This window comes from Ruegeria sp. F12 (assembly GCF_056533885.1).
Genome location: NZ_JBQFOV010000007.1, coordinates 135,400 through 159,405, shown reverse-complemented (window position 1 = coordinate 159,405; position 24,006 = coordinate 135,400). Strand labels below are relative to the sequence as shown.

25 protein-coding genes are annotated in these 24,006 nt (G+C 57.8%); 11 read left to right on the top strand and 14 right to left on the bottom strand.

Annotated features, from left to right (window positions below; genetic code table 11):
- Nucleotides 1-20: 20 nt before the first annotated feature.
- Entirely contained in the window at nucleotides 21-587 is a 567-nt protein-coding gene (locus ACR0CA_RS12040) for a carboxymuconolactone decarboxylase family protein (RefSeq protein ID WP_170786474.1), read from the top strand.
- On the opposite strand, the gene recF is transcribed toward ACR0CA_RS12040, so the two are convergent.
- The 6 genes from recF to mutM all read right to left on the bottom strand — a co-directional run bounded on the left by recF (nucleotide 584) and on the right by mutM (nucleotide 7,215).
- Nucleotides 584-1,678: a DNA replication/repair protein RecF gene (recF, locus tag ACR0CA_RS12035; RefSeq protein WP_480859610.1), complete on the bottom strand. Its 1,095-nt coding sequence runs from the start codon at nucleotides 1,676-1,678 to the stop codon at nucleotides 584-586. The two genes, ACR0CA_RS12040 and recF, sit on opposite strands and share 4 nt — an antisense overlap.
- Nucleotides 1,679-1,737: 59 nt before the next feature.
- On the bottom strand, nucleotides 1,738-2,859 hold the full coding sequence (gene dnaN, locus ACR0CA_RS12030) for a DNA polymerase III subunit beta (RefSeq protein WP_170770910.1): 1,122 nt from the start codon (nucleotides 2,857-2,859) through the stop codon (nucleotides 1,738-1,740).
- Between the two features lie 228 nt (nucleotides 2,860-3,087).
- Entirely contained in the window at nucleotides 3,088-4,473 is a 1,386-nt protein-coding gene (gene dnaA, locus ACR0CA_RS12025) for a chromosomal replication initiator protein DnaA (protein ID WP_480504139.1), read from the bottom strand.
- Nucleotides 4,474-5,033: 560 nt separating this feature from the next.
- Nucleotides 5,034-5,297 (bottom strand): 30S ribosomal protein S20, encoded by a 264-nt coding sequence (rpsT, locus tag ACR0CA_RS12020; RefSeq protein ID WP_170351928.1) that lies wholly within the window; start codon nucleotides 5,295-5,297, stop codon nucleotides 5,034-5,036.
- A gap of 223 nt (nucleotides 5,298-5,520) precedes the next feature.
- Nucleotides 5,521-6,297, bottom strand: a complete 777-nt coding sequence (locus ACR0CA_RS12015) for an enoyl-CoA hydratase (RefSeq protein WP_170790064.1) — start codon at nucleotides 6,295-6,297, stop codon at nucleotides 5,521-5,523.
- Between the two features lie 66 nt (nucleotides 6,298-6,363).
- Complete coding sequence (gene mutM / locus ACR0CA_RS12010) at nucleotides 6,364-7,215, bottom strand: bifunctional DNA-formamidopyrimidine glycosylase/DNA-(apurinic or apyrimidinic site) lyase (protein ID WP_170786465.1); 852 nt, start codon at nucleotides 7,213-7,215, stop codon at nucleotides 6,364-6,366.
- Nucleotides 7,216-7,301: 86 nt separating this feature from the next.
- Here mutM and ubiE point away from each other — a divergent pair, with 86 nt between their 5' ends.
- Both ubiE and ubiB read left to right on the top strand, forming a co-directional pair.
- Nucleotides 7,302-8,054: a bifunctional demethylmenaquinone methyltransferase/2-methoxy-6-polyprenyl-1,4-benzoquinol methylase UbiE gene (gene ubiE, locus ACR0CA_RS12005; protein WP_480551709.1), complete on the top strand. Its 753-nt coding sequence runs from the start codon at nucleotides 7,302-7,304 to the stop codon at nucleotides 8,052-8,054.
- Nucleotides 8,055-9,584 (top strand): 2-polyprenylphenol 6-hydroxylase, encoded by a 1,530-nt coding sequence (gene ubiB, locus ACR0CA_RS12000; protein WP_480899235.1) that lies wholly within the window; start codon nucleotides 8,055-8,057, stop codon nucleotides 9,582-9,584.
- 97 nt (nucleotides 9,585-9,681) lie between these two features.
- Here the strand turns inward: ubiB and ACR0CA_RS11995 are convergent, their stop codons facing one another.
- Entirely contained in the window at nucleotides 9,682-10,857 is a 1,176-nt protein-coding gene (locus tag ACR0CA_RS11995) for an acetyl-CoA C-acyltransferase family protein (RefSeq protein ID WP_170790068.1), read from the bottom strand.
- A gap of 118 nt (nucleotides 10,858-10,975) precedes the next feature.
- Here ACR0CA_RS11995 and ACR0CA_RS11990 point away from each other — a divergent pair, with 118 nt between their 5' ends.
- Nucleotides 10,976-11,545 (top strand): helix-turn-helix domain-containing protein, encoded by a 570-nt coding sequence (locus tag ACR0CA_RS11990; protein ID WP_480899234.1) that lies wholly within the window; start codon nucleotides 10,976-10,978, stop codon nucleotides 11,543-11,545.
- Between the two features lie 47 nt (nucleotides 11,546-11,592).
- On the opposite strand, the gene ACR0CA_RS11985 is transcribed toward ACR0CA_RS11990, so the two are convergent.
- On the bottom strand, nucleotides 11,593-11,910 hold the full coding sequence (locus ACR0CA_RS11985; protein ID WP_170786457.1) for a hypothetical protein: 318 nt from the start codon (nucleotides 11,908-11,910) through the stop codon (nucleotides 11,593-11,595).
- A 194-nt stretch (nucleotides 11,911-12,104) separates the two neighbouring features.
- On the opposite strand from ACR0CA_RS11985, the gene ACR0CA_RS11980 reads away from it, so the two are divergent.
- The 5 genes from ACR0CA_RS11980 to ACR0CA_RS11960 all read left to right on the top strand — a co-directional run bounded on the left by ACR0CA_RS11980 (nucleotide 12,105) and on the right by ACR0CA_RS11960 (nucleotide 17,063).
- Entirely contained in the window at nucleotides 12,105-13,292 is a 1,188-nt protein-coding gene (locus ACR0CA_RS11980) for a glycine C-acetyltransferase (RefSeq protein ID WP_480899232.1), read from the top strand.
- Nucleotides 13,289-14,239, top strand: a complete 951-nt coding sequence (locus ACR0CA_RS11975) for a PLP-dependent cysteine synthase family protein (protein WP_480899230.1) — start codon at nucleotides 13,289-13,291, stop codon at nucleotides 14,237-14,239. The genes ACR0CA_RS11980 and ACR0CA_RS11975 overlap by 4 nt, the downstream gene beginning before the upstream one ends.
- A 19-nt stretch (nucleotides 14,240-14,258) precedes the next feature.
- Nucleotides 14,259-15,287: an L-threonine 3-dehydrogenase gene (gene tdh / locus ACR0CA_RS11970; protein WP_480899249.1), complete on the top strand. Its 1,029-nt coding sequence runs from the start codon at nucleotides 14,259-14,261 to the stop codon at nucleotides 15,285-15,287.
- Between the two features lie 63 nt (nucleotides 15,288-15,350).
- Nucleotides 15,351-16,232: a tryptophan 2,3-dioxygenase gene (locus ACR0CA_RS11965; protein WP_170790071.1), complete on the top strand. Its 882-nt coding sequence runs from the start codon at nucleotides 15,351-15,353 to the stop codon at nucleotides 16,230-16,232.
- Nucleotides 16,233-16,235: 3 nt separating this feature from the next.
- Entirely contained in the window at nucleotides 16,236-17,063 is an 828-nt protein-coding gene (locus ACR0CA_RS11960) for an alpha/beta hydrolase (RefSeq protein WP_170770934.1), read from the top strand.
- 150 nt (nucleotides 17,064-17,213) lie between these two features.
- Here the strand turns inward: ACR0CA_RS11960 and ACR0CA_RS11955 are convergent, their stop codons facing one another.
- A complete protein-coding gene (locus ACR0CA_RS11955; protein WP_480551696.1) occupies nucleotides 17,214-18,362 on the bottom strand; it encodes an aromatic ring-hydroxylating oxygenase subunit alpha in 1,149 nt (382 codons plus the stop codon).
- A 125-nt stretch (nucleotides 18,363-18,487) separates the two neighbouring features.
- Between ACR0CA_RS11955 and ACR0CA_RS11950 the strand changes: the two genes are divergently transcribed.
- Nucleotides 18,488-19,045 (top strand): TetR/AcrR family transcriptional regulator, encoded by a 558-nt coding sequence (locus ACR0CA_RS11950; protein ID WP_480876243.1) that lies wholly within the window; start codon nucleotides 18,488-18,490, stop codon nucleotides 19,043-19,045.
- 24 nt (nucleotides 19,046-19,069) lie between these two features.
- On the opposite strand, the gene ACR0CA_RS11945 is transcribed toward ACR0CA_RS11950, so the two are convergent.
- The 5 genes from ACR0CA_RS11945 to ACR0CA_RS11925 all read right to left on the bottom strand — a co-directional run bounded on the left by ACR0CA_RS11945 (nucleotide 19,070) and on the right by ACR0CA_RS11925 (nucleotide 23,103).
- On the bottom strand, nucleotides 19,070-19,543 hold the full coding sequence (locus ACR0CA_RS11945) for a potassium channel family protein (protein WP_480899247.1): 474 nt from the start codon (nucleotides 19,541-19,543) through the stop codon (nucleotides 19,070-19,072).
- 198 nt (nucleotides 19,544-19,741) lie between these two features.
- Complete coding sequence (locus ACR0CA_RS11940; RefSeq protein ID WP_480899227.1) at nucleotides 19,742-20,932, bottom strand: low temperature requirement protein A; 1,191 nt, start codon at nucleotides 20,930-20,932, stop codon at nucleotides 19,742-19,744.
- 199 nt (nucleotides 20,933-21,131) lie between these two features.
- A complete protein-coding gene (locus tag ACR0CA_RS11935) occupies nucleotides 21,132-21,725 on the bottom strand; it encodes a DsbA family oxidoreductase (RefSeq protein ID WP_480899224.1) in 594 nt (197 codons plus the stop codon).
- A 63-nt stretch (nucleotides 21,726-21,788) separates the two neighbouring features.
- Nucleotides 21,789-22,508 carry a glutathione S-transferase family protein gene (locus ACR0CA_RS11930; RefSeq protein WP_480859592.1) on the bottom strand — a complete coding sequence of 240 codons (720 nt, stop codon included), beginning with the start codon at nucleotides 22,506-22,508 and terminating at the stop codon, nucleotides 21,789-21,791.
- Entirely contained in the window at nucleotides 22,495-23,103 is a 609-nt protein-coding gene (locus ACR0CA_RS11925) for an NAD(P)H-dependent oxidoreductase (RefSeq protein WP_480899222.1), read from the bottom strand. The genes ACR0CA_RS11930 and ACR0CA_RS11925 overlap by 14 nt, the downstream gene beginning before the upstream one ends.
- 141 nt (nucleotides 23,104-23,244) lie before the next feature.
- Between ACR0CA_RS11925 and ACR0CA_RS11920 the strand changes: the two genes are divergently transcribed.
- Entirely contained in the window at nucleotides 23,245-23,601 is a 357-nt protein-coding gene (locus tag ACR0CA_RS11920; RefSeq protein WP_480899220.1) for a winged helix-turn-helix transcriptional regulator, read from the top strand.
- Nucleotides 23,602-24,006 lie beyond the last annotated feature (405 nt).

Sequence of the window (24,006 nt, the reverse complement as noted above, 5' to 3'; positions counted from 1 at the left end):
CCAGAAACAGGAGCTTTGACATGGCAAACTTCCCCTCTCATGACCTCGAAACAGCGCCCGAAGGGTCCAAACCGCTGCTGGAAAAGTCGCAGGCCGCATTTGGGCGCCTGCCCGGCCTGCACAAGGTGATGGCCGAAAGCCCCCAGCACCTGGAAGCTTACCAGATGCTGCACCACCTGTTTCTGCAAACCGATTTCGACAATGACGAGAAAACCGTCGTATGGCAGACCATCAACGTGGAAAACGAATGCCACTACTGCGTGCCCGCCCATACCGGCATCGCCAAGATGATGAAGGTCTCGGACGAAATCACCGAGGCGCTGCGCAACGAAACCCCGCTGCCGTCCGCCAAGCTTGAGGCACTGCGCACATTCACCCTGCAAGTGATGCAAAGCCGCGGCAACCCGAGCGAGGAACAGCTGCAAGCCTTCTTTGACGCAGGTTACTCGCACCGCGCGGTGCTGGACGTGGTGCTGGGTCTGGCTCAGAAAACCATGTCGAACTACATGAATCACATGGCGCAAACCCCGGTCGATCAGGTGATGCGCGGCTTCCTGTGGGAACGCAAGGTCAGCGAACCTGCCTAAGCGACAACCGAGGCCCCGTCGCTTTCGGTCACAACCAGCGTCTGGGCCCGGTCGCCCAGTTCCACAAACAGCTCAGGCCCGGTGCCCGTCATCCAGGCCTGCGCACCCAAGGCGCAAATCTCGTCATAGAGCGCGGCCCGCCGTCCGGCATCCAGATGGGCGGCCACCTCATCCAGCAGCACAATCGGCGGTGCACCCACCATCCCCGCCAGCGCCCGCGCATTCGACAGGATCAGCGAGACCAGCAGGGCCTTTTGCTCTCCGGTCGAGCAATCCTTGGCCGGAACGCCCTTGGCCGCGAACACACCGTACAGGTCCGATCGATGCGGCCCCACCAAGGTCCGCCCCGCCGCTAGATCGCGAAACCGGCTTTCATTCAGCGCCTCGCGCAGGTCCTCGACTGTGTCCGGCATCGCGCCTTCGGACTGAACCAGCTCCAGATCAGCGGACGGAAACGCGGTTTCGGCCTGCTCCTGCGCCGCGCGCAAGTGATCCAAGGCCGCCAGACGCGCCGCGTGGATGCGGTGCCCGGTCTCGGCCATCTGCCCTTCTAACGCGGCATACCAATGGGCATCTCGCACCTGCTCTTTCAGCAGGCGGTTGCGTTCGCGCATTGCCTTTTCATAGGTCAGTGAAGCCTCGGCATGGGCGGGATCAAAACTCAGCGCAATACGATCCAGAAACCGCCGTCGCCCCTCAGCCCCTTCGATCCACAGTCGATCCATCGACGGGATCAGCCAGACCACGCGCGCCAGCTTGCCCAGATCAATCTGACTGGCCGCCTTGTCATCAATCCGAACCTGCCGCGCAGCGCCCCCTTCGGACCATGTCTCGATCTCATAGCCTTGCCCCTGTGCGTTCAGCAGGCCTGACAGCTTCCACCCCAGCGCTTCGGGTCGTCGCGTCATCTCAGCGGCACTCGCCCTCCGCATGCCGCGACCGGGCGAAAACAACGACACCGCTTCCAGAATATTGGTCTTCCCGGCCCCGTTCGGCCCATGGATCGCCACCGGCCGCCCATCCAGAGACAAACGCGCCAGCTTATGAGACCTAAAATGCGAGACCGTAAGCTCGGTCAGGGCCAATCCCATGACCCCTCCCTTCTTCTGTTCAAAAATACCTCCGCCGGAGGCATCGCGCGCCAGCGCGACTAGACGCGCATCGGCATGACAACATAAACCGCGCTTTGGTCATTGCCCTCGCGCATCAGGGTTGGATCACCGGCCGAATTGAACAGGAACACCGCATTCTCGCGATCCACTTGAGACGCAATCTCCAGCAGGTATTTCGCGTTGAACCCGATCTCCAGCCGCTCATCGCCATATGCTACGGCCAGTTCTTCCTCAGCCGCACCGCTATCGGGCGCATTGACCGACAAAACCAGTTTATCCGCATCCAACTGCAACTTCACCGCGCGCGAGCGTTCGGACGAGACGGTCGCCACCCGGTCCACAGCCTGAGCGAACTCGGCGGCATCCACTTCCAACTGGCGCGTGTTGCCTTGCGGAATAACACGAGTGTAGTCGGGGAAGGTGCCGTCGATCACCTTGGAAGTCAGCGTGATATCGGGAGTAGCAAAACGCACTTTCGTCTCGCTGACCGAGACAGCGATGTCCATCTCGTCATCGTCCAGCAGCTTCCGCAGCTCACCTACGGTTTTACGCGGTACGATCACGCCGGGCATGTCTGCCGCCCCATCAGGCAAGTCCGCATCGATGCGCGCCAGACGATGCCCATCGGTGGCCACACAGCGCAGCACCTTGCCGCCATCTGACCCATCGGCCACATGCATATATACGCCGTTCAGATAATAGCGCGTCTCTTCCGTCGAGATTGCAAATTTCGACTTGTCGAACAGCCGCCGCAGCAGCGCCGCAGAGGCTGTAAAGTTCGATTGATATTCCGAGGACGCCATCACCGGGAAATCCTCTTTCGGCAGCGTCGCCAGCGAGAAGTTCGACCGCCCGGCCTCGACCGTCAGACGCCCTGCGGCGCTGTCAGCTGTCAGCGTAACCAGCGCGCCATCGGGCAGTTTCCGCACAATTTCATGCAAGGTGGTGGCGGCCACTGTGGTCGCGCCCGCGCGTTCTACCTGCGCAGGGGCCTTGTCGACCACCTCGATATCCAGATCGGTGGCGCGGAACATGGCCTGATCACCTTCGGCCTCGATCAGCACATTGGCTAGTATCGGAATGGTGTTGCGACGCTCCACAACGGATTGGGCCTGCGAAACTGCCTTCAGAAGGGTGCCGCGTTCGATGCTGATCTTCATACCCTTAATTCCTCTGACTTGCGTGCCGATAGGGGCGGGACTGGCACGTTAGCGGTTCCACCCTGAGGCACAAGGATTTTTTATGGATTTCTGAGTCGGATTGCCCAAAGGGTCAAGGGCCACGTGGCCGCTTGGGCACAGTTCCCAATCAACCGTGGAGTTTATCGCACAAGAAAACGCCCCGGATGTGAGGCTCCGGGGCGTTTTCCTGTTTTCTGAAGATACGTCCTACGCCTCCAGAGCGCGGCGCAGCATTTCCACGTCTTCGGCGATTTGACCGTCGGTGGTCTTCAGCTCTTCGATGCGCTTCACACCATGCATAACGGTGGTGTGGTCGCGCCCGCCAAACCGACGCCCGATCTCGGGCAGCGAGCGGCTGGTCAACTGCTTGCACAGGTACATCGCCACCTGACGCGGGCGAGCATAAGACCGCAAGCGCTTGGGGCCGATGATATCCGACAGACGGATGTTGTAGTATTCGGACACTTTGCGCTGAATCTCCTCGACGGTGATCTTGCGCTCTGAGGCACGCAGCACGTCAGCCAGACAATCCTGCGTCAGTTCCATATCGATCTCGCGACCTACCAGCGAGGCAAAAGCAAACAGACGGGTCAGCGCACCTTCCAGCACCCGCACATTGGTCGAGATGCGGTGGGCCAGAAATTCCAGCACGCCATCAGCGATCTGCAGGTCGGGATAGGTGGCGCTATAGTGCTGTACCTTGTTCTGCAAAATGCCCAGACGCAGCTCATAGTCAGTGGGATGCAGATCCACAACCAGACCACATTGCAGGCGCGATTTGACACGGTCTTCCAGATCCTTGATCTCACCCGGCGCACGGTCGGCCGAGATGATGATCTGTTTGTTCTGATCCACCAGCGCGTTGAAGGTGTGAAAGAACTCTTCCTGCGTGGAATCCTTGCCTGCGATGAACTGCACGTCATCAACCATCAGCACGTCGACCGAGCGGAACAGGTGTTTGAAATCCATCATCCGGCGTTCGCGCAGGGCCTGAACGAAACGATACATGAACTGTTCTGCTGACAGGTACAGCACGTTCAGATCAGGGCGCTTGGTCTTCAACTCCCACGCAATGGCGTGCATCAGGTGGGTTTTACCCAGACCAACACCACCATACAGAACCAGCGGGTTGAAGGTCACCGGACCGCCTTCGGACACGCGGCGCGCGGCGGCATGGGCCAATTCGTTGGGTTTGCCGACAACAAACGTATCAAAGGTAAAACGGGTATCCAGCGGAGCAGCCTGCAGGGACTCAAGCGCCTCATTTCCGACGGCGGCCTGCTGCGACAGAGGCTCATCCTGCGGGACTTCGACCGCAGGTGTAGCTTCGACCGAAGGGCGCGCAGGCGAGTTGGCCGCGACCCGAAAGGCCAGACGCTGAACGGATTCCCCGGATGTATTCATCTCATACAGAATCAGGTCGGCAAAATTCTGGCTGACGTAATTGCCCATAAAGTTCGTCGGCACCGAGAACACCGCAACGCCATCCTGAACTTCTTGGAATTGCAGAGGTTCAATCCAGGTCGTGTAATTGTTCTTGCCGATTGCCTTGAGCAAATTGTTTTGCAGTAGTCCCCATTTCTCTTGTGTCATTCAGCGCCTCACGCATCCCATTCTTTATTGGCCTGTCGGCCTTATTAATGTGTCCGGTTGCCCGGTTCTGACGCTCACTCGCAAAAGGATATCAACCCGCCGAACCCGCAAAGTTCGGCGCCTTCGTCCCAGAAAGCCTGCACAGACCAATTTCGCAGACGTTCCATAACCGGATCGCCCCGAAAACCGGGTCGTGGCTCGCAATCTCAATTTTCGACAGGGCCTAGGTTCTTGGTGCGCCAAGTCCCACAGCAGACCGGCAATCCGGTGCAACCGGTTGCCGACAATCGTTCCCTGACCATCCTGATGCCCGTCAGTCCGGTCGGTGAAACAGCCTGTCCCCCCAAGCGAGTGAATCGCTAAAACAGTGGTAGCAAGAGGGTGACGCTCGGGGCAACGAAACTCTGATATTGACTCGGGTCTGGGGGCGAAAGAATCTCTCGGTTTCGTGAGGACGCGGTATTCTGGCAACAGCAGAAAGGGCGCCGCACTGCGCGACGCCCTTTAAATAGATCAGTCTTGCTTACGTGACCTAAGGTCACCAGCGGTCACTGTGCGACTCAGCCCAGCGCTTTGACGCGGGCCGACAGCCGCGACATTTTACGCGATGCGGTGTTTTTGTGGAAAACGCCTTTGGTGACGCCGCGCATCAGTTCGGGTTGTGCTGCGCGCAGGGCAGCAGTTGCTGCGTCTTTGTCTCCGGAAGCGATCGCTTCTTCAACTTTGCGCAGGTAGGTGCGGATGCGCGAACGGCGCGCTTTGTTGATTGCAAAACGCTTTTCGTTCTGACGTGCGCGTTTCTTTGCCTGGGGCGAGTTAGCCATGTGTCTCTGACCTTTGTTCGGTACGGTTATCTAGGGTTGCGCGCCACGGAATTATCCGCACCGGATCAGAAATCACGAGTGTGAGTCGGGCCAAGCGGGCCGCACGCGCATGTATAGCGGCGGTTACTATCCAAACTGCCGGGGTTTGCCAAGCAGATTCTTGCACCCGCATATCAGGCATGAAAAAGGCGGGCCTGCCCGCCTGATCCGATCTGCCGCAAGCTTACTTGTCGCGGAATTGCGCGGCCCGCTTTTCAAGGAACGCAGCCATGCCTTCTTTCTGGTCTTCTGTCGCAAACATCGAATGGAAGACGCGGCGTTCGAACAGCATCCCCTCGCTCAGCGTCAGTTCGTAGCTGCGGTTGACCGCCTCTTTCGCGGCCATTGCACTCAGCTGAGACTTCTCTGCGATCTTCTGTGCCGCGGCCATCGCCTCTTCTAGAAGTTTCTTGGCCGGCACCACGCGGCTGACAAGACCGGCTCGTTCTGCTTCGTCCGCGTCCATGAACCTACCGGTCAGGTTCATGTCCATCGACTTGGACTTGCCCACGAAGCGGGTCAGTCGCTGGCTGCCGCCCAAACCTGCGATCACGCCCAGATTGATCTCGGGCTGGCCGAACTTGGCGCTGTCCGCGGCGATGATGAAATCGCATAGCATCGCCAGTTCACACCCACCGCCCAACGCATAGCCTGCCACGGCTGCAATGATCGGCTTGCGGATGGCCGTCATGCGGTCGTTCAGATCCGCAAACAGATTCGTAGTGTAGACGTCGACAAAGCTCATCGTGGACATTTCCTTGATGTCCGCGCCTGCAGCAAATGCCTTGTCCGAGCCGGTGATGACGATGCAGCGCACCTTGTCATTGCTATCGGCATCTTCCAATGCCGCGCACAATTCGCCGATAAGCTGCGAATTCAGCGCGTTCAGGGCATCGGGTCTGTCCAGCTTGATAAGAGCGACGTGGTCTTCGATTTCGACGATGATCGTCTCAAAAGCCATGAGGTGTAAGCTTCCGGTTGTTCCGTTCAGATACGATTCATTATCACGCGCAAAAGCTGGATCAAGTTATCTTTGGCATTGCGCGCAATAGAAGGATGAGCGACCGGACTGGGTGATTCTCTTGATCGGCGCGCCGCAGCCTTCGGTGCGGCAGGGTTCGCCTTCGCGCCCGTAGACATCAAAGCTGTGCTGAAAATATCCAAGTTCTCCATCGGCTTGACGGAAATCACGCAGGGACGACCCGCCGGCCTGAATGGCATCTTGCAGGACCTGCCGGATAATCGGGACCAGTGCTGCAACACGCGGCGTCGAAATTTTCCCAGCCTTGCGACGTGGCGACACTCTGCCGCGATAAAGCGCCTCGCAGACATAGATATTCCCTAATCCGGCAACGATTCCCTGATCCAGCAGTGCGGATTTGACAGGGGTGTTCTTGCCCATGAACGCATCAATCAGGTGCTGCTCGTGAAAATCATTGCCCAAGGGTTCCGGCCCCAGAACCGAGAGCAGCTTATGCGCCTCGGCATTCGCGGTGGGCAACAGGTCCATCGCCCCGAACCGGCGCGGGTCGTTAAAGGTGACGCGCGCACCATTAGCCATGTGAAAGACCACATGGTCATGTTTTTGCGCCGCAGGATGATCATGCACGAACTGACCCAACGGATCGCCCGAGACCGTCATCCGCCCCGACATGCCCAGATGAATCAGCAAGGTCTCGCCGCTGGAAAGATCGGCCAGAATGTATTTTGACCGCCGCCGCAACCGATCTATCCGCTGCCCCGTCAGCCGCTCGGCCATACGGTCGGGGAAGGGCCAGCGCAGATCGGGACGGTTCACATCGGCGCGTTCGATCACCACCCCCTCCATCGCCGGGGTCAAACCGCGTCTTACTGTCTCGACCTCGGGCAATTCGGGCATTAGATGGCTCCTATTCCAAAGGGCCGCATTGTGCCCGCCTCTTATGGCCCTATAACAGAGGCGAAATTCGACGAACGGCAAGGCTTATGTCCGACAACAGCGACAAGACCACTCATTTCGGGTTCGAAACCGTACGCGAGGCTGAAAAGGCCGGGCGTGTGCAAGGCGTGTTCAACTCGGTTGCCTCGAAATATGACGTGATGAACGATGTCATGTCGATGGGGATCCATCGGGTCTGGAAAGACGCGATGATGGACTGGCTGGCTCCGCGCCCCGGTCAGCGCCTTCTGGATGTCGCGGGCGGTACCGGAGACATTTCCTTTCGTTTCCTCAAGCGCGCGGGGCACGGCCACGCCACCGTTCTGGACCTGACCGAGCCGATGCTGGTCGAAGGCCGCCAACGCGCCGAAGCAGATCAGATGGCCGACAGCCTGAACTGGGTGGTGGGCGACGCCATGTCCCTGCCCTTCGAGGACAACACCTTCGACGTCTACACGATTTCCTTCGGCATCAGAAACGTGACCCGCCCGCAAGAGGCGCTGAACGAAGCCTACCGTGTGCTGAAACCCGGCGGCCGCCTGATGGTACTGGAGTTCAGCCAGTTACCGAATGACGGGCTGCAAAAGCTCTATGACCTCTACAGCTTCAATGTCATCCCGCGCATGGGCAAGCTGATCGCCAATGACTACGACAGCTATCAATATCTGGTCGAATCGATCCGCAAATTCCCCGATCAGGAAACGTTTCTGGGCATGGTCCGCGCGGCCGGGTTCGAAAACGCCAAATACCGCAATCTCAGCATGGGTATCGCCGCGCTGCATTCCGGTTGGAAGATCTAAATGCGCGGCCCTCACAACATCATCCGCCTGATCCGCACAGGCGCCACGCTGGAGCGCACGGGCGCCATGAGCGTGGTGCTGGACGCGTTCGAGGCTCCGCCTGCGCTTCGCTTTGTAGCCCACGCTCTGGGCAAACCTTTTCAATGGCTGGGCTACAAGGGCGACCCCGACATGCCCCCCGCCACCCGCGCCCTGACGGCGCTGGGTCCGGCTTATATCAAATTCGGTCAGGTGCTTTCGACCCGCCCCGACGTGGTCGGCAATGAACTGGCCGCCCAATTGCGCGTGCTGCAAGACAAACTGCCCCCATTTTCCCGCGATGAAGCTATGGCCGAAGTCGCCAAAGAACTTGGCCAACCCGTGGATGAGGTGTTTTCGGAATTCAGCGAACCAATCGCCGCGGCTTCCATCGCGCAGGTTCACAAGGCCAAGCTGACTAGTAACGGTGAGAATGTCGCCGTCAAAGTCCTGCGCCCCGGCATCGAACGCGCCTTCCGCAAGGATGTGGACGCCTTCTATTTCGCCGCCCGCATCGTGCAGCTCTTCGCCCCCGGTGCACGCCGCTTGCGCCCAATGGAGGTGATCGAACATTTCGACGGTGTCGTGCGGGGCGAACTGGACCTGCGTCTGGAAAGCGCCGCAGCCTCGGAATACGCCGCCAACACCAAGGATGATTCCGGGTTCTGGCTGCCTCCGGTGGTTTGGTCGCTCTCTGCCCGCAGGGTCATGACCCTTAGCTGGGCGGACGGTATCCCGTTGGGCGACAATGACGCCTTGGACGCAGCCAATCATAACCGTCGCGATCTGGGCGAACGCGTCCTGCGGCTTTTCCTGTTGCATGCGCTTCGTGACGGCTATTTCCACGCCGACATGCATCAAGGCAACCTCAAGGTCGCGGCCAATGGCGATATCATCGCCTATGACTACGGCATCATGGGGCATATCGACGAATATACCCGCCGGGTTTACGCCGAAATCCTCTTTGGCTTTATTCGCCGCGACTACAAACGGGTTGCCGAGGTGCATTTCGAAGCGGGCTATGTCCCCGCCAATCAAGATGTCGACGAGTTCGCCCGCGCCCTGCGCGCAGTCGGAGAGCCCATCTTCGGCATGGACGCCACCCATATCTCGATGGGCCGTCTGCTGAATTACCTGTTCGAAGTGACCGAACGTTTCGGTATGGAAACCCGCACCGAACTTATCCTGCTGCAACGTACAATGGTTGTAGTCGAAGGCGTGGCCCGTTCGCTCGACCCGCAGGTTAACATCTGGGAAGTCGCCCGCCCCGTGGTCGAGGACTACATCAAGAAATCCATCGGCCCCCGTGCCGCCCTGCGCGATTTCAGCAAAACTGCACTGGTCCTTGCCCGTTTCGGCCCCCGCCTGCCTGCGCTAGTCGAAAACGCGCTGATCGCCCAAACCCAAAAAGACGACCCCAAGTCTGCTCGCTTCTGGTCCGCGGCGCTTCCTGCAACGATCGGAGCCGCCGCAGGCGCGGCCATCGTGCTGATTCTTTCGGTGCTCAGCTGAAACCGATCCGCCCTTCATCTGGCTGAAAATATCCTTGGGGGGATTCGCGCCCAAAGGCGCGAAGGGGGGCAGACAGCCCCCCCGACACGGTCTCAGATCAGAGCAGTTCGAATGCAATGGCGATACCTTGACCGCCGCCAATACACATGGTCACCAGACCTTTCGAGCCGCCGATGCGTTCCAGCTCATACAGCGCTTTCAGCGTGATGATCGCCCCGGTTGCCCCCACCGGGTGGCCCAGCGCAATCGCGCCGCCATTCGGGTTCACCTTGGTCGCGTCCAGCCCCAGCTCCTTGTTCACCGCTAGCGCCTGCGAGGCAAAGGCTTCGTTGCTCTCGATCACGTCGAAATCTTCGATCGACAGACCCGTTCGGGCCAACAGGTTCTGCACCGCAGGCACCGGACCAATACCCATCACCTCAGGGCGCACACCGGCGTGGCCATAGCCCAGAATACGCGCCTTGGGCTTCAGACCCGCCTTTTCAGCCGCATCAGCCGTGGCCAGAACCATCGCCGCCGCACCGTCGTTGATGCCCGACGCATTGCCCGCCGTCACCCGACCATCCTTCTTGAACGCCGGGCGCAGACCTGCCAGCGCCTCGATTGAGGTCGTCTTGGGATGCTCGTCGACCACGAAATCGACCATGTCGCGCTTGACTTTGACCTGAACCGGCGTGATCTGGCTCTGGAAGTACCCAGCCTCAATCGCCGCAGCAGCACGGGTCTGGCTGGTCAAGGCGAACTCATCCATCTGCTCGCGCGTGACCTGGTGCTCATCCGCGACGTTCTCAGCCGTGACACCCATATGACCAGTGCCAAACGGACAATTCAGCGCACCCAGCATCATGTCCAGCGACTTGATATCGCCCATTTTTGCACCCCAGCGCGCCTGCTGTAGGATATAGGGGCTGCGCGACATGCTTTCGGCACCACCGGCCACAGCAAAATCTGCATCACCCAACATCAGCGACTGCACTGCCGACACAATCGCCTGCGCACCCGAACCGCATAGTCGGTTCACGTTCATCGCAGGCGTTTCGACCGGAATTCCCGCCTGTTTGGCAGCGGCCCGAGACAGATACATATCACGCGGTTCTGTGTTGATCACATGGCCGAACACAACATTGCCGATCTGACCACCTTCGACGCCCGACTTCTCCATCGCGGCCTCAGTCACAACGGTCGCCAGATCAATCGGCGCGGTCGAGGCCAGTGCCCCGCCAAACGTACCAACCGCGGTGCGGGCACCATCCAGAATAACGATGTCTTTCATATCTCATCTCCTCTTGGGTCTGGCGGCACTATTACGTCCTGCAGCGTAGCTGTCCTATACGACGTACCGTCACAAGCAGAATTGACATCGCTCCTCCAAAGGCGCATGAGTTTCCGTAATGACGGAAACCACAGACGATATCCTGACACGCCTGCCTGCCCGCCTGAAAGAAGCGCGCCGCGCCAAAGGCCTGTCGCTTGAGGCCGTCGCCAACCTCAGCGGCGTGTCCCGCTCCATGGTCAGCCAGATCGAACGCGGGGAAAGCAGCCCCACCATTGCGACATTGTGGAACCTGACACGCGCGCTGAATGTAGACTTTGCCGGGCTTTTGGATGAAGAGGTTCAGGGCGACACAATTGAAGTACTGAAACAGTCGGATGTGCCCAGTATCGACAATATGGGGTATGGCTGTCGGATCGGCATCCTCTCCCCGCCAGAAGATGCCGGTGGGCACGAAGTGTACGATATCTGGTTCGAGCCGGACGGAAAACTGACCAGCCAACCGCATGCAAAAGGCTCTCGTGAACATTTGACTGTTTTGATGGGATCGGTCGAGATTGAATCAGGCACCGCAACTGAGGTTCTGCATCAAGGCGACACAGGGCGTTATGCAGCGGATGTTGCGCACTCGATCATTGCACATAATGGACCGGCACGCGTTTTTCTAATTGTGAAAACCGGTCTATAGGATCGACCGGCCGCCTGAACAGGCGGCCAGTCCGGATTGATAAATTATTACTCGTCGGGTAGGTCGTTTGCGCCGCGGGTTCCTCCACGGTTGGACACCTGACCGTCTGTACCGGTAATGCTGCTGAGACTGCTTCCAATATTGCCCCAGCCGCCATTTCCGCCGCCGCTCACCGCCGAAGCAGTGCCTTTGCCTTTGCTTCCAAAGTCCCGACCGAGTGTGGCCGCGCCACCTGAAACAGCCCCGGCCATCGACTGAGCAAGCCCACTGTTACCACCACCGGTATTGCCTTTGCCAGGCCCTGCGAAAGCCGCTGTTGCACCGAACATCAGAGCCAATGCCGCGACTGTTGAGATCTTAGTCATATCGTTTCCCTCCCAGTTGATATGCAAATGAATACGCGGCGTGGAAAAAAGTGGATCACATTGAGTTCAGCAAAAAGTTATCACTTAAAGCTTCCTTCAATCCGTAATGTAAGAAAATTTTCCGTAATACTGCAATTCTTCTATTTCGGAAATGCATCCGCTATGATAGAAACCGGGGAGCTATGGAGGCCCAGATGGCAAATGCATTCCTATCACACATCACGGACACGCTTTCGCAGATCGAATCCGAGGGTCTGTATAAACGCGAACGCATGATCACCTCGCCTCAGGGCGGTGAGATTACGGTGGGCGACAAGCAGGTCATAAACTTGTGCGCCAATAACTATCTGGGTCTTGCCGATCACCCTGCGCTGATCGACGCCGCCGTTGGTGCGATGGGCCCCAAAGGGTTCGGCATGGCCTCGGTCCGGTTCATCTGCGGTACACAAGACATCCACCGCGAGCTGGAACAGAAGCTGGCGCAGTTCCTGAACAAGGATGATGCGATCTTGTTTGCAGCTTGTTTCGATGCGAATGGCGGACTGTTCGAGCCGCTACTGGGTCCTGAGGACGCCATCATCTCGGATAGTCTGAACCACGCTTCGATCATCGACGGGGTACGGCTGTGCAAGGCCAAGCGCTATCGCTACATGAACAACGATATGAACGATCTGGAGGCGTGGCTGAAACAGGCGCGCGCGGATGGGGCGCGGCATATCATGATCGCCACCGACGGCGTGTTTTCCATGGATGGCTATCTGGCCAACTTGCCAAAAATCCGTGAACTGGCCGATATGTATGACGCAATCGTCATGGTCGATGACTGCCACGCCACCGGCTTCATGGGGCCGAACGGTGCCGGCACGCCGGATCATTTCGGCGTCGATGTGGACATTCTGACGGGAACTTTGGGCAAGGCACTTGGGGGGGCAATCGGCGGCTATATCGCCGGGCCGCAGCCAGTGATCGACCTGCTGCGGCAGCGGGCGCGGCCCTATCTGTTCTCGAACTCGCTGCCGCCTTCGATCGTCGCCGCCGGGCTTGAAGCGATCCGTCTGGTCGAACAAGGCGACATGCTGCGCGCCCAACTGTTCGGCAACGCCAAATACTGGCGGGAAGGTCTGGAAAAACTGGGCTTTGACCTGCTGCCCGGCGAACACCCGATCATCCCAGTGATGCTGGGCGAGGCGACGCTGGCGCAGGACATGGCCAACAGGCTGTTTGACGAGGGCGTATATATCTCGGGCTTTTTCTTCCCGGTCGTCCCGCGCGGACAGGCGCGGATCAGAACACAAATGAACGCGGCGCTGACCCGCGACGAGTTGGACCGCGCCTTGGCCGCGTTTGGCAAGGTCGGCAAAGAACTAGGAGTGATTTCGTGATCCTGCCCTCTGTCATCGACGCGATTGGGAATACACCGCTTGTTGACCTGTCGCGCGTCTGTCAGCACCTAGGTCTGGAGGGCCGCATTCTGGCCAAGCTGGATTACCTGTTGCCGGGGTTCTCGAAAAAGGATCGCGCCGCAAGGTCGATCATCGAACTGGCCCGCGCGGATGGCACCCTGTCACCGGGGCAGACGGTGGTCGAGCTGACCTCGGGCAATATGGGCACCGGGCTGGCGATTGTCTGCGGAATTCTGAGGCATCCTTTTGTAGCGGTGATGAGCGCCGGAAACTCGGTCGAACGGGCGCGGATGATGCGCGCCCTTGGGGCAGAAGTTGTGATCGTGCCGCAAGCCGAGGGCAGCAAACCTGGCGAGGTATCGGGCGCGGATTTGGCGCTGGTGGACGAGGCCGCGCAACGCATCACGGCCGAGCGTAACGCCTTCCGGGCCGATCAATTCGGCCATTCCGGCAATCCCAAATCCCACGCAACCGGCACTGGACCCGAAATCTGGGAGCAATCCGGCGGCACCGTCACGGCCTTTTGCGATTTTGCGGGCTCTGGCGGTACTCTGGCCGGGGCCGCCGCCTATCTGACGCCGCATGGCGTACGCTGCTATGCCGTGGAACCCGAAGGCGCACGGGCCATCGCTGGCGAAGCCATCACCAACCCCGATCACCCAATTCAGGGTGGCGGATACGCAATGGGTGATCTGGTTCATCTGAACGGCACCTCTTTGGCAGGGCATCTGTCCGTGTCAGGCGACGCGGCGCGGGATGGGGCGCGGTTACTGGCCCGAACCGAAGGCATTTTCGCGGGCTACTCGGCAGGTGCGAACCTCGCCGGCGCGATCCAGCTGCTGCGCGGCCCGGAAAAGGGCGGCTGCGTTGCGATTGTGATGTGTGACAGCGGGTTGAAATACCTGTCGACCGATTTGTGGGAGTAATCCGATGCGACCCAACACCATGAAAGCGCTTGAGAAATCCAAACCCGAAGAGGGGCTGTGGATGGTACAGGCCCCGGTACCCGAGATCGGCCCGGATGAAGTTCTGATCCGCATCAACAAGACTGGCATCTGCGGCACCGACATTCATATCTGGAACTGGGATGAATGGGCCTCGGCCACGGTGCCGGTTCCGATGATCACTGGCCATGAATTCGCCGGTGAGATCGTGGAATTGGGGCCCAACGTGACCGGTCTGGCAGTCGGTCAAAGATGCTCGGGCGAAGGGCATCTGATCACCAATGACAGTCGCCAAAGTCGCGCTGGCAAGTTCCATCTGGACCCAGGCACGCGCGGAATTGGCGTGAACGAACAGGGTGCCTTTGCCCAATACCTGAAACTGCCCGCCTTTAACGTGGTGCCGCTGCCAGACGATATCCCGGATGAGATCGGGGCAATCCTCGATCCGCTGGGCAATGCCGTTCACACCGCGCTCAGCTTTGATCTGCTGGGCGAGGATGTTCTGATCACCGGCGCTGGCCCCATCGGCATAATGGCGGCAGCCGTGGCCCGCCATGCCGGTGCGCGCCATGTGGTGATCACCGATATCAACCCCGACCGCCTGAAACTGGCCGAACATGTGGTGCCAACCGTGCGCAGCGTCGATGTCTCGAATGAAGACCTGCAAGATGTTATCGCGGATCTTGGTATGACGCAGGGGTTCGATGTGGGGCTGGAAATGTCGGGCTCGCAAGCCGCGTTGGACCAGATGGTCGAGGCACTGGTGATGGGCGGCAAGATCGCCCTGCTGGGGATTCCGCCCGGCAAATCGCCCGTCGACTGGTCGCGCATCGTGTTCAAAGCGATCACCATCAAAGGCGTCTATGGCCGTGAGATGTTTGAAACCTGGTACAAGATGATCGCCATGCTGCAGAACGGTCTGGATGTCAGCCGAGTGATCACGCACCAGATGAAAGTCGACGACTTTGCCGACGGCTTCGCCGCGATGAAGTCCGGCCAATCGGGCAAGGTGGTGCTGGACTGGACCTGACACACTGGATAGTTGCAAAATGGCGCCTTAGACAGGTGCGAAATACCGCATCAAGGGGGCGTCATGAGCGACAAGACCGACAGATATCTGGAACGTGGGATCGAACCATCCCTTGTAACCGATTTCACCCAGACCCACCGCAAGAGCTATGGCGACTTCCTTCAGCTCAAGACGCTTCTGAACTTGCAAAAGACCTTTCAGGACCCGGCCCAACCCGATGAGATGCTGTTCATCATCATCCATCAGGTCAGCGAACTGTGGCTGAAATTGATGCACCACCAACTGGTCGAGGTGCGCCACTTTCTGCAACAGGACGAATTCGGCCCGGCAATGAAGAATCTGGACCGGGTGAAGGCAATCCAGCGGCAGTTGATCGCCGCGTGGGAAACCCTGCTGACCATGACCCCGGCCGATTACATGACCTTCCGGCAGGCCCTTGGCAGTTCATCCGGGTTCCAAAGCTATGGCTACCGTCAGATCGAGTTCATTCTGGGCAACAAGGACGCCGCCACCCTGAAAGTACACGCACATGACCCCGAAGTGATGCAGATGCTGACCGCCGCGCTGACCAAACCTTCGCTCTATGACGAAGTGCTGCAGATGATGGCGCGGCAGGGATTTGATGTGCCCCAGGACCTGCTGGACCGAGACTATGCGCAGCCCTATTCAGGCGATCCGCGCGTTGTGAAACTGTGGGTACAGGTCTTCCGCAACACCGCGCAGTATTGGGACCTCTATGCGCTGGCCGAAAAACTGATGGACGTTGAATCCCTGTTCCAGCGCTGGCGCTTTGACCACGTCACCGCGGTCGAGCGCGTAATCGGCAACCAACCGGGTACCGGAGGTTCCAGCGGCGTTTCATTCCTGCGCAAAGCCTTGGATTTGCGGTTCTTTCATGATCTCTACGATGTACGCACCGAATTGATGTATGCGGATCAGGAGTAGCCCATGCTGTACCGAGGTTTCACACAGGCCGAACTGGATCAGGAATATTCCCCCCGCTCGATGATTGGCGGCGACCTAACGCCTTATGTTGAAAGCTGGGCCGCGCTCAGCGCGCAGCACCGGGCGCAATTGGACTGTCATGAGAACCTCGCGTACGGTGATAGCCCCACGCAGGTGCTGGATTTCTTCCCCGCAAAAGGCACAGGCGCACCGTTGCATGTGTTCATCCACGGCGGCTATTGGCAGGCGCTCAGCCAGCGTGAATCCGCCATGGTGGCCCCGGCGATGATCGAGGCCGAGCAATCCTTTGCCACCCTCAACTACACTCTGGCCCCCGATGCGCGGATCGGCGACATGATCGAAGAATGCCGCACCGCCCTGCTATGGCTGGCCGCAAACGCCGGTAATCTGGGGTTTGACCCTGCGCGCATCACTCTGTCTGGTCACAGCGCCGGGGCGCATCTGGCAGCGATGGTCATGGCCACCTCAGCTGACGCGCTGGCCCGCGCCGGACTGCGCGTGCGCGATGTGATCCTGATCAGCGGGGTGTACGATCTGGAGCCGATCAGCCTGACGCCCGTCAACGATCCTCTGCAACTAACCCCTGTCGAAGTGCACGACCTGTCCCCCATCCTGCACCTCCCAGCACCCGGCCCGCGCTATCGAGTAACCGTCGGCGAACGAGACACACCCGAATTCATTCGCCAAAGCCGGGACTATGCTGAACTGCTGCGCAAGGGTGGGCATTCAGTCAATTTCGATCTGCAAAAGGGCTTGCAGCATTTCGATATCATCATGCATCCGGGGACGTTTTGGGCGGCGACGAAATAGGCAAGGGCATTTTCTGCGACGCCAGGAGCGTCCGGTTCGAGCCCTTAGCGGACCTTCAATTGACAAAACTGCGCCATTCCGCAGCGAACGACTGCACAAAGCCCGTGTAGCTGTGAGCTTCCAGGCCGCTAACAAGAAGATCAATGGTTTTTAGCCTGCAAGCATTTCTTCGACGCTCGCGTTAAATCGGTGTAGCGCGCCTTCGAAACGTCCGAATAGATGGCTTGGGTTGCCGCGCGAGGCAAAGCCGGATTGGATTTCTTCGCCCAATTCGAAATCCTCCATCAATGCTGTCACTGTGATTTTTTGGTTCTTGTCCCAATGTGCTTGCATCTCCTCCGTATCTGGCAAGGCACGTGGAACCAGCGTTGCCATTCGGACATGGGTCAAGTCATGGGCAATGGGTTCGAAATGGAACCACATAACATGGTCCTGTTGCACTAAAAGCTGAGAGTTTGACATCAAGGTATACACCATATTGGCATCCCGTCGTATTTCCCACTTGTCTTCGGGCGTATCGCGCATATCTGGCATTGAAATCCGAGGCAGAATTGCGCGCATATGCGGACCGAACATCTGGTAGGTCAGCAGATTGTCGGGGAAATAGGGACCTATCGTGTTCTTGTGGGCGACCCGGAAGTGATAAGCTTCCATTCCACCTTCCATCAACAACTTCCAGTTTGCCTTAATGTCAATCTCTTCGATCGCGGCGATACGGTGCTGATCCAGCCCGATCCAATCCAGCTCCGCACCGATCCCCGCAAGCCAGCCATCAATATCCGGCATCTCAGCGATATCTGGGTCTGCAACGATCCAAATGAACCCATTTTTCTCGGCGCAGGGCAATCGACGCAGGCCGCGCTCAGCACGTGGAAGGTCGGGAAAACCCTGCGCTTCTTGCGGCACTGCACGCAATTCACCTTCGTTGGTCCAGCTCCAGGCGTGGTAGGGGCAAGTAAAGACTCGCTTGCAGCCCTTTGCCTCGCGTTCCAATTTCGCGCCGCGGTGACGGCAAACGTTAAGGAAAGCACGAACATTCCCATTTTCGTCGCGTGTCAGCAAAACAGGCAAGTCTAAAAACCGTTTGGTCAGAAAAGCACGAGGCACTTCAAGCTCCGAGCTTTGCGCGACGATAACAGGGCGCCGCGTGAAGATCATAGCCCGCTCACGCTCGAATCGTTCCGAGCTGGAGTAGCGTGAAATCGGGGAATGCGCGATCGCATCATCCAGGAAAGCCGATTTCTGATCGGCCAGTCCGATGATCTCTTTTATCAGTTCGATTTCTGTTTGTCTGTCCATCAATCCGCCCTCACTTACCAATCGGTAAGCGTCTTACCACTTGGTAAGCCAAAATTCATCTGATACCTAGCGTCACAAAAGGAGAGCGTTCCATGAATAGGCAAAACGATCCCAGGGCAGGCTATTTGACGGTCGCCTCAAAACAGTTTGCAACCCACGGATATCATGGCGCAAGCCTTGCCGCTTTGGCCGGCGAAGCAGGTGTATCAAAACAGGCCTTGTTGCATTTCTTCGGAACGAAGCAAAAGCTGTATTCCGAGGTTCTATCCGGTCTCGCCAACAGGCAATTTGCTGAAATCGAAGCGGCGAAACAGCCCGATCCAGTGATGCACCTAAAGACCTATTTTGATCGATTTCTGGCGTCCAACTTATCGCTGCCCGATGACGCGCGGCTGACTGTTCGAGCGTTACTAGACGTTCAGACGAATGCCAAAGTTTGGCCGATGAAGGTCTATCTGGACAGTTTGATTGAGATCGCCAGTCATACCCCGGTCGGGCAAGAAGCAAGTGAAACCGAACTGCGCGCCCGGGTATTTCAATTGATCGGAGCAGTGCAGTATTTTGCCATTTCAATGAATGCGATTGGTGGGATGTACGGCAAAACGCAGGCCAGTGAATTGACGGCTCGGTTTTCAAAACAAATCTCAGACACGGTTGACAGCTTGTTCGGGCGGTCAAGCTGACGCGTGCCGAACGGAAGTGACCGTTCAGGGCTTGTCACTTTGCTTCGTTGGCTGACCGTAGGTGGGACAGTGATCAACCTGTGGCATCGTTTCGGCATGCACGCGGTTTCGGATATGATCTGCAGCGCGGCGCGAGAGACCCAATTGCTTGCGAACTGCGTCGATTTCCTTCTCATCGGCTTCGCAGATATCGCCATCTTCCAAGGCCCTTCGAAATTCACGTTCCAGACTGGCCCGTCGGCGGTGCAACTGGTCGTTTAGGCCGCTGGCAATGATCCCTGCAGGCAACGCAGCCATACCAATGCCAATCACCGTGATCGCAGCGCCGAAGACCTTACCGGCAACTGTCACGGGCGTCACGTCGCCATAACCAACGGTCGTCAGCGTTGCCATCGCCCACCACATCGCCGCTGGGATCGAGCCGAATGCCTCCGGTTGCGCCTCGTGCTCTGCCAGCCAAGCACCGCTGGCCGCAAAGACCAGCATCACCATCAGGATGAAGAAACCTGCAAAGAATGCGCCAGGCCCCAGCTGGTGTATATGGAATCGACCGTCTCTAGGATAACGGCGGCCACATTCAGCGTGATTAGGGCAATCAGTGCTATCTCAAGCAACCAGGGACCGATGGCCGCCCGGTCCGGGCGCTCGAGTCACCAATATACTTTCCTTCTTAGATAGCCCGAACTTGTGACTGCCTCACTCATGTCGAAACTGCGCCCAGGCGCGCGTGAGGGGGATCGCGATTTGCGATAGCAAAGCTGTCCCCCAGATCAGATTGCCAACCAAGGAGGGGACATGTGGGACGACAAAGAAACAGATGATTGCCAGCACTATCCCGAATACACGCACATCCCATCGCCCGAAATCCGTCGCCAAACGATGTTCTATTACGTTTTGCAGCACCCACAGCATGGCGATGTAACCGGCAAGTCCGAAACAGCCAATGGCAGCATATTCTGTTGGGTATGGTTCCCAAAATCCGACTTTCACCTCGGCAGCAAGAGCCACGCCGACCATGACGCCGCAAAGCATCAAGATCAGGTGCGCAAGCCACCAGATGACCAACGTCGATACCTTTTTGTCCTTTGGTTTGGCATTGCCGACAAAGTCGAAATAGACCCAACACATCACGAACATCGAGACGCCGCCGATGACGAAGTTGACCAACACGTCCGGTGATACTTTGTAAATTCCTTTTTCGGACAGGGTAACGACCAGTTTGAAGAAACCTTCCCCCAATACGATCAACGTCAACAGAGCAAACCGCTCAGCCATATGACCAAGGCGCGGGACAAACCTCTCGAAACGCAGGACTGTTACACCGGGGATCATGTACATTGCCTGTGTAGCCACCATTGCGGCGGCAAACGCCCAGTAAGCAAGAGGTGTGGGCAAAAAGGCTGTAATCGCAAAGATCACCGCAAAGACAGAGAAATTGCGGATTTGTGCCGAGGACATTGACTCGCCTGATGAATTGGCGCGCCGAGCGCGATAGTACAGCGCCGCGATCATGGCCCGGTTCGCTGCAAATCCTAACGCGAAGAAAACCCAACCCTTTCCTTCAATAGCCGGGATCGCCGCTGCCATGAACATCACCGTGCAGATCATCACGGCCATAATCAGCCGGTGCCAGAAGTCAGTGCTGACGTAGATCGAGTTGAAAATGCTGAGTTCGCCCCACGCGTACCAGAGCGTGATGAAGACCCCAGCGAAGACAAGAAAACCATGCAGATCAAGATGATGCGACAAGTAGTTGCCCAGCAGAAAGATCGTCACGACATGGATCAGGTCGTAGAACAGCTCGGCCCAGTGGACATGATCATGTGCGTGGTCGAGGTCCTGGTGATGTTGGGGCTTTCGCCACATGGGGTGGTCATGCAGTGCCATAAATTGGGAACTCTTCAAGATTGAAAGGCTATAGTGGCCGACATGCGGCCACTCCGACTAGGTTTTTTTCTACAAGAGAAAGGTTGTCGCGGAGACTTACGTCATGCAACCCCCGCTATGGTTTCTCAGCGGTGGCATGCCGGGCAACACCCGTCCGATCGTGGTTTTTTGCGCCGGAAGGGCCCGGTATTCACGGGTTTTACGCGGCCCTGTCGTCTTGTAGATCCAGCAAGATGCGGGCGTAGTTTTGCGCGCGCTGTGCGCCGGTCACAAGGTGACGTTGGTCGAACACCATTGCGGGCACGTCCCGAACACCTTGGCTGATCCAGAATTGCTCTTTCTGGCGCACGAGATTGGCTCGATCTTGGCTTTGCAACATGTCCAGCGCATCCGCTCGGTTCAGCCCTATGCCTGCAGGCACGTCGGCCAGAACCTGTACGTCCGAGACGTTTTCGCGACGTGTAAAGAACGCCGAAAAGAGAGCCTGCTTCATTTCGTGGCCTTTGCCTTGCTCGGCTACACAGTCAATCAATTGATGCGCGCGGAAGGTGTTATACATCCGCATGTCATCGGCGTAATTGAACGTGAATCCCAGTGCCGCGCCCATCTCGGTCAGGCGGGCTCTCGCCTGGTTCGAGCCTTCCAACGTGGTCCCGTATTCCGGTACCAGATGGTCGCGCAGGTTCTCTCCGCCTTCTGTCATCTGAGGGTTCAGCTCGAATGGGTGCCAGTGGATATCAAGTTCGACGCCTGTGTCGCGGGCGGTCTTGGCGAGCTGGTGGTAGCCAATCACACACTATGGACAAACAACGTCTGACACGACATCGACACGGATAGAGGGCGCAACTGGCATGGCTTAGGTTCCTTTCACGTCGCCGGAAAAACGCGCTGCGTTTTCCTTGGCAAAGGCGCTGGCATCTGCGTCAGCATCCCAGAACTGTGGGTTGGCCTTGGGGATGGTCAGCGCTCGCTGCACAGCGGGTCGGGCATCAATCCGGTCGAACCAGGCGTTTAAATGCGGAAGGTCCGACACATCCACTCGGGCCCAGACATAGGCACGCGCCCACGGGTAAAGCATCATGTCAGCAATGGTGTATTCGTCCGCTGCGATCCATTCACGCCCCTCCAGACGTGTATTCATCACCTCCATCAACCGGCGGCTTTCGTCCACGTAGCGACGGATCGAGAATGGCTCTTCATGGCCATTGGGGGCGGCGATATGCTGGAAATACATTGCCTGTCCCATCATTGGTCCCACGTGGCCGACCTGAAACAGCATCCACTGCATAACCTCGGACCGCTTGACCGGGTCCGACGGCAGGAATTTTCCGTATTTCTCAGCCAGATGCCACAGGATCGCACCGGATTCGAAGATCGCGCGGCCTTCCGAACGATCCTCGATTGTCGGGATCTTTCCATTTGGGTTCAGCGCCAGATAGTCCGGCGCCTTTTGTTCCTGTTTGGAAAAATTGATATGAGTCAGGTCGTAGGGAACACCTGCCTCCTCCAAAAAAATGACCGGTTTGTAGCCGTTCATCGTGCCTGCAGTATAAAGGTGAATATCAGGCTGGGACATGTTCGACCTCGGAAAAAGTGGTTTTCAGATGCGCGTCAAATCGAGCGAAATCAGCCTCGATTTCGGGGTTCTTCATAACATCGAAGGCAGCGAATGTCGGGAGGGCCTGCATACCAAAGAACTTGGCGTTCAGATGCATGGGGCGCAGCAGATCGTCAACGCTTGCCCCGGCAAAGAACGGCTCGGTGGGGTTGTCGAATGCTTCCTTCGGCGCATTAAATGTCACCGAAAGCATGTATGTCTTGCCGTGCAGTGACCCACCCATGCCGTAATTGGCCTTTGGTGCGTTGGTGGTGCGACCATCACCATCGCATAGGCGGCCATCCATCCCGGCTGTGTAGACCTCATCCATATATTTCTTGAAGATCCATGGGACGCCCATCCAGTTTACCGGGAACTGCATGATGACCGTATCGGCCCAAACATGCGCCTCAACCTCTGAATTTGCGTCATAGCCATCCGCAACGGTGGTCATACGTACTTCGTGGCCCAATGCGGCCAACGTGTTGCCTGCGCGTTCGACCAGGCTAGCGTTCAATTGTCCGGGGGCGAACTCATACGGCTGAGTGCCGTTCACGATCAGGATTTTGCTCATGTCCATATCCTATATGTGCACTGTATGAACCCCTTGACGAATGAGGGGGTTGAAAGCATTTGAGTATTGAGGTTAAGAAAATCAACTAGTATACTTTTTGTAACCTTATGCATAAGGAAATGGATAGCGATGCGGGCGCGGGTGGACGAAGATGTAAAAGGGCGCAAAATTGTGACAGAGGCCTGCCAGGAGCCATGCGCAATTGAGCAGGGCATGCGGATCATCGGGGGCAAATGGACCGGGTCCATCCTATGGCACCTGAAGGATCGTCCGGTGCGTTTCAACGATCTTGCTCGGTTGCTGGGCGGGGCCAGCAAAAAGATGATTGCCGAGCGGCTGCGCCAGCTAGAGGATCAGGGGCTGGTGAGCCGACACGTGATGGATACCGCGCCGGTTTCCGTGCAGTATTCTATCACTGACCTTGGCCGCACGGCACTTGGGTTTCTCGACGAATTGCGAAAGTGGAGCGAGAAGCTGCCTAACGGCTTAATGCGATGACTTTGGTCTGTGTTTAATGATCAGAAAGCTAGAGCTTTTTCCGACCATATACCAAACGAGGTTTTCACCAATCTGCGGATGAAGTGACAAGGTTACTTGAAACAGTCTCCCAAGGGTTTGTTTTCCCGAAGAATGTAGTGCGAACAAATTTCTGCCGGCCGCTCAGCGCCATTTGAACAGAACGGTGACGTAACACCTGTCCCGCAGGCCGAGAGTTTTGTTGAATTAGGTTCTGGCATCTACAGCAAACGGCTGCTTTGACGGCCGCGCCGCGGCAGCGGCTTTGCCAAGTAAGTGGCCGCAAAGGCCAGTCGATACGCATTGCGATTTCCGCTTTGTCCCGCAGTTCAGTCGTTGGAGCTTAACAAAAGCAAAAAAAGCGGCCCAATGGGACCGCTTTTGTCA

What these genes read in the sequence shown, in the direction of transcription:
- dnaN (WP_170770910.1), bottom strand. Translation starts at nt 2,859, where the DNA reads ATGAAGATCAGCATCGAACGCGGCACCCTTCTGAAGGCAGTTTCGCAG.
- ACR0CA_RS11930 (WP_480859592.1), bottom strand. Translation starts at nt 22,508, where the DNA reads ATGTCCCAGCCTGATATTCACCTTTATACTGCAGGCACGATGAACGGC.
- ubiE (WP_480551709.1), top strand. Translation starts at nt 7,302, where the DNA reads ATGTCCGACAACAGCGACAAGACCACTCATTTCGGGTTCGAAACCGTA.
- ACR0CA_RS11990 (WP_480899234.1), top strand. Translation starts at nt 10,976, where the DNA reads ATGACGGAAACCACAGACGATATCCTGACACGCCTGCCTGCCCGCCTG.
- ACR0CA_RS12015 (WP_170790064.1), bottom strand. Translation starts at nt 6,297, where the DNA reads ATGGCTTTTGAGACGATCATCGTCGAAATCGAAGACCACGTCGCTCTT.
- ACR0CA_RS11960 (WP_170770934.1), top strand. Translation starts at nt 16,236, where the DNA reads ATGCTGTACCGAGGTTTCACACAGGCCGAACTGGATCAGGAATATTCC.
- tdh (WP_480899249.1), top strand. Translation starts at nt 14,259, where the DNA reads ATGAAAGCGCTTGAGAAATCCAAACCCGAAGAGGGGCTGTGGATGGTA.
- recF (WP_480859610.1), bottom strand. Translation starts at nt 1,678, where the DNA reads ATGGGATTGGCCCTGACCGAGCTTACGGTCTCGCATTTTAGGTCTCAT.
- ACR0CA_RS11965 (WP_170790071.1), top strand. Translation starts at nt 15,351, where the DNA reads ATGAGCGACAAGACCGACAGATATCTGGAACGTGGGATCGAACCATCC.
- mutM (WP_170786465.1), bottom strand. Translation starts at nt 7,215, where the DNA reads ATGCCCGAATTGCCCGAGGTCGAGACAGTAAGACGCGGTTTGACCCCG.
- ACR0CA_RS11940 (WP_480899227.1), bottom strand. Translation starts at nt 20,932, where the DNA reads ATGGCACTGCATGACCACCCCATGTGGCGAAAGCCCCAACATCACCAG.
- ubiB (WP_480899235.1), top strand. Translation starts at nt 8,055, where the DNA reads ATGCGCGGCCCTCACAACATCATCCGCCTGATCCGCACAGGCGCCACG.
- ACR0CA_RS12040 (WP_170786474.1), top strand. Translation starts at nt 21, where the DNA reads ATGGCAAACTTCCCCTCTCATGACCTCGAAACAGCGCCCGAAGGGTCC.
- ACR0CA_RS11955 (WP_480551696.1), bottom strand. Translation starts at nt 18,362, where the DNA reads ATGGACAGACAAACAGAAATCGAACTGATAAAAGAGATCATCGGACTG.
- ACR0CA_RS11925 (WP_480899222.1), bottom strand. Translation starts at nt 23,103, where the DNA reads ATGAGCAAAATCCTGATCGTGAACGGCACTCAGCCGTATGAGTTCGCC.
- ACR0CA_RS11985 (WP_170786457.1), bottom strand. Translation starts at nt 11,910, where the DNA reads ATGACTAAGATCTCAACAGTCGCGGCATTGGCTCTGATGTTCGGTGCA.
- rpsT (WP_170351928.1), bottom strand. Translation starts at nt 5,297, where the DNA reads ATGGCTAACTCGCCCCAGGCAAAGAAACGCGCACGTCAGAACGAAAAG.
- ACR0CA_RS11980 (WP_480899232.1), top strand. Translation starts at nt 12,105, where the DNA reads ATGGCAAATGCATTCCTATCACACATCACGGACACGCTTTCGCAGATC.
- dnaA (WP_480504139.1), bottom strand. Translation starts at nt 4,473, where the DNA reads ATGACACAAGAGAAATGGGGACTACTGCAAAACAATTTGCTCAAGGCA.
- ACR0CA_RS11995 (WP_170790068.1), bottom strand. Translation starts at nt 10,857, where the DNA reads ATGAAAGACATCGTTATTCTGGATGGTGCCCGCACCGCGGTTGGTACG.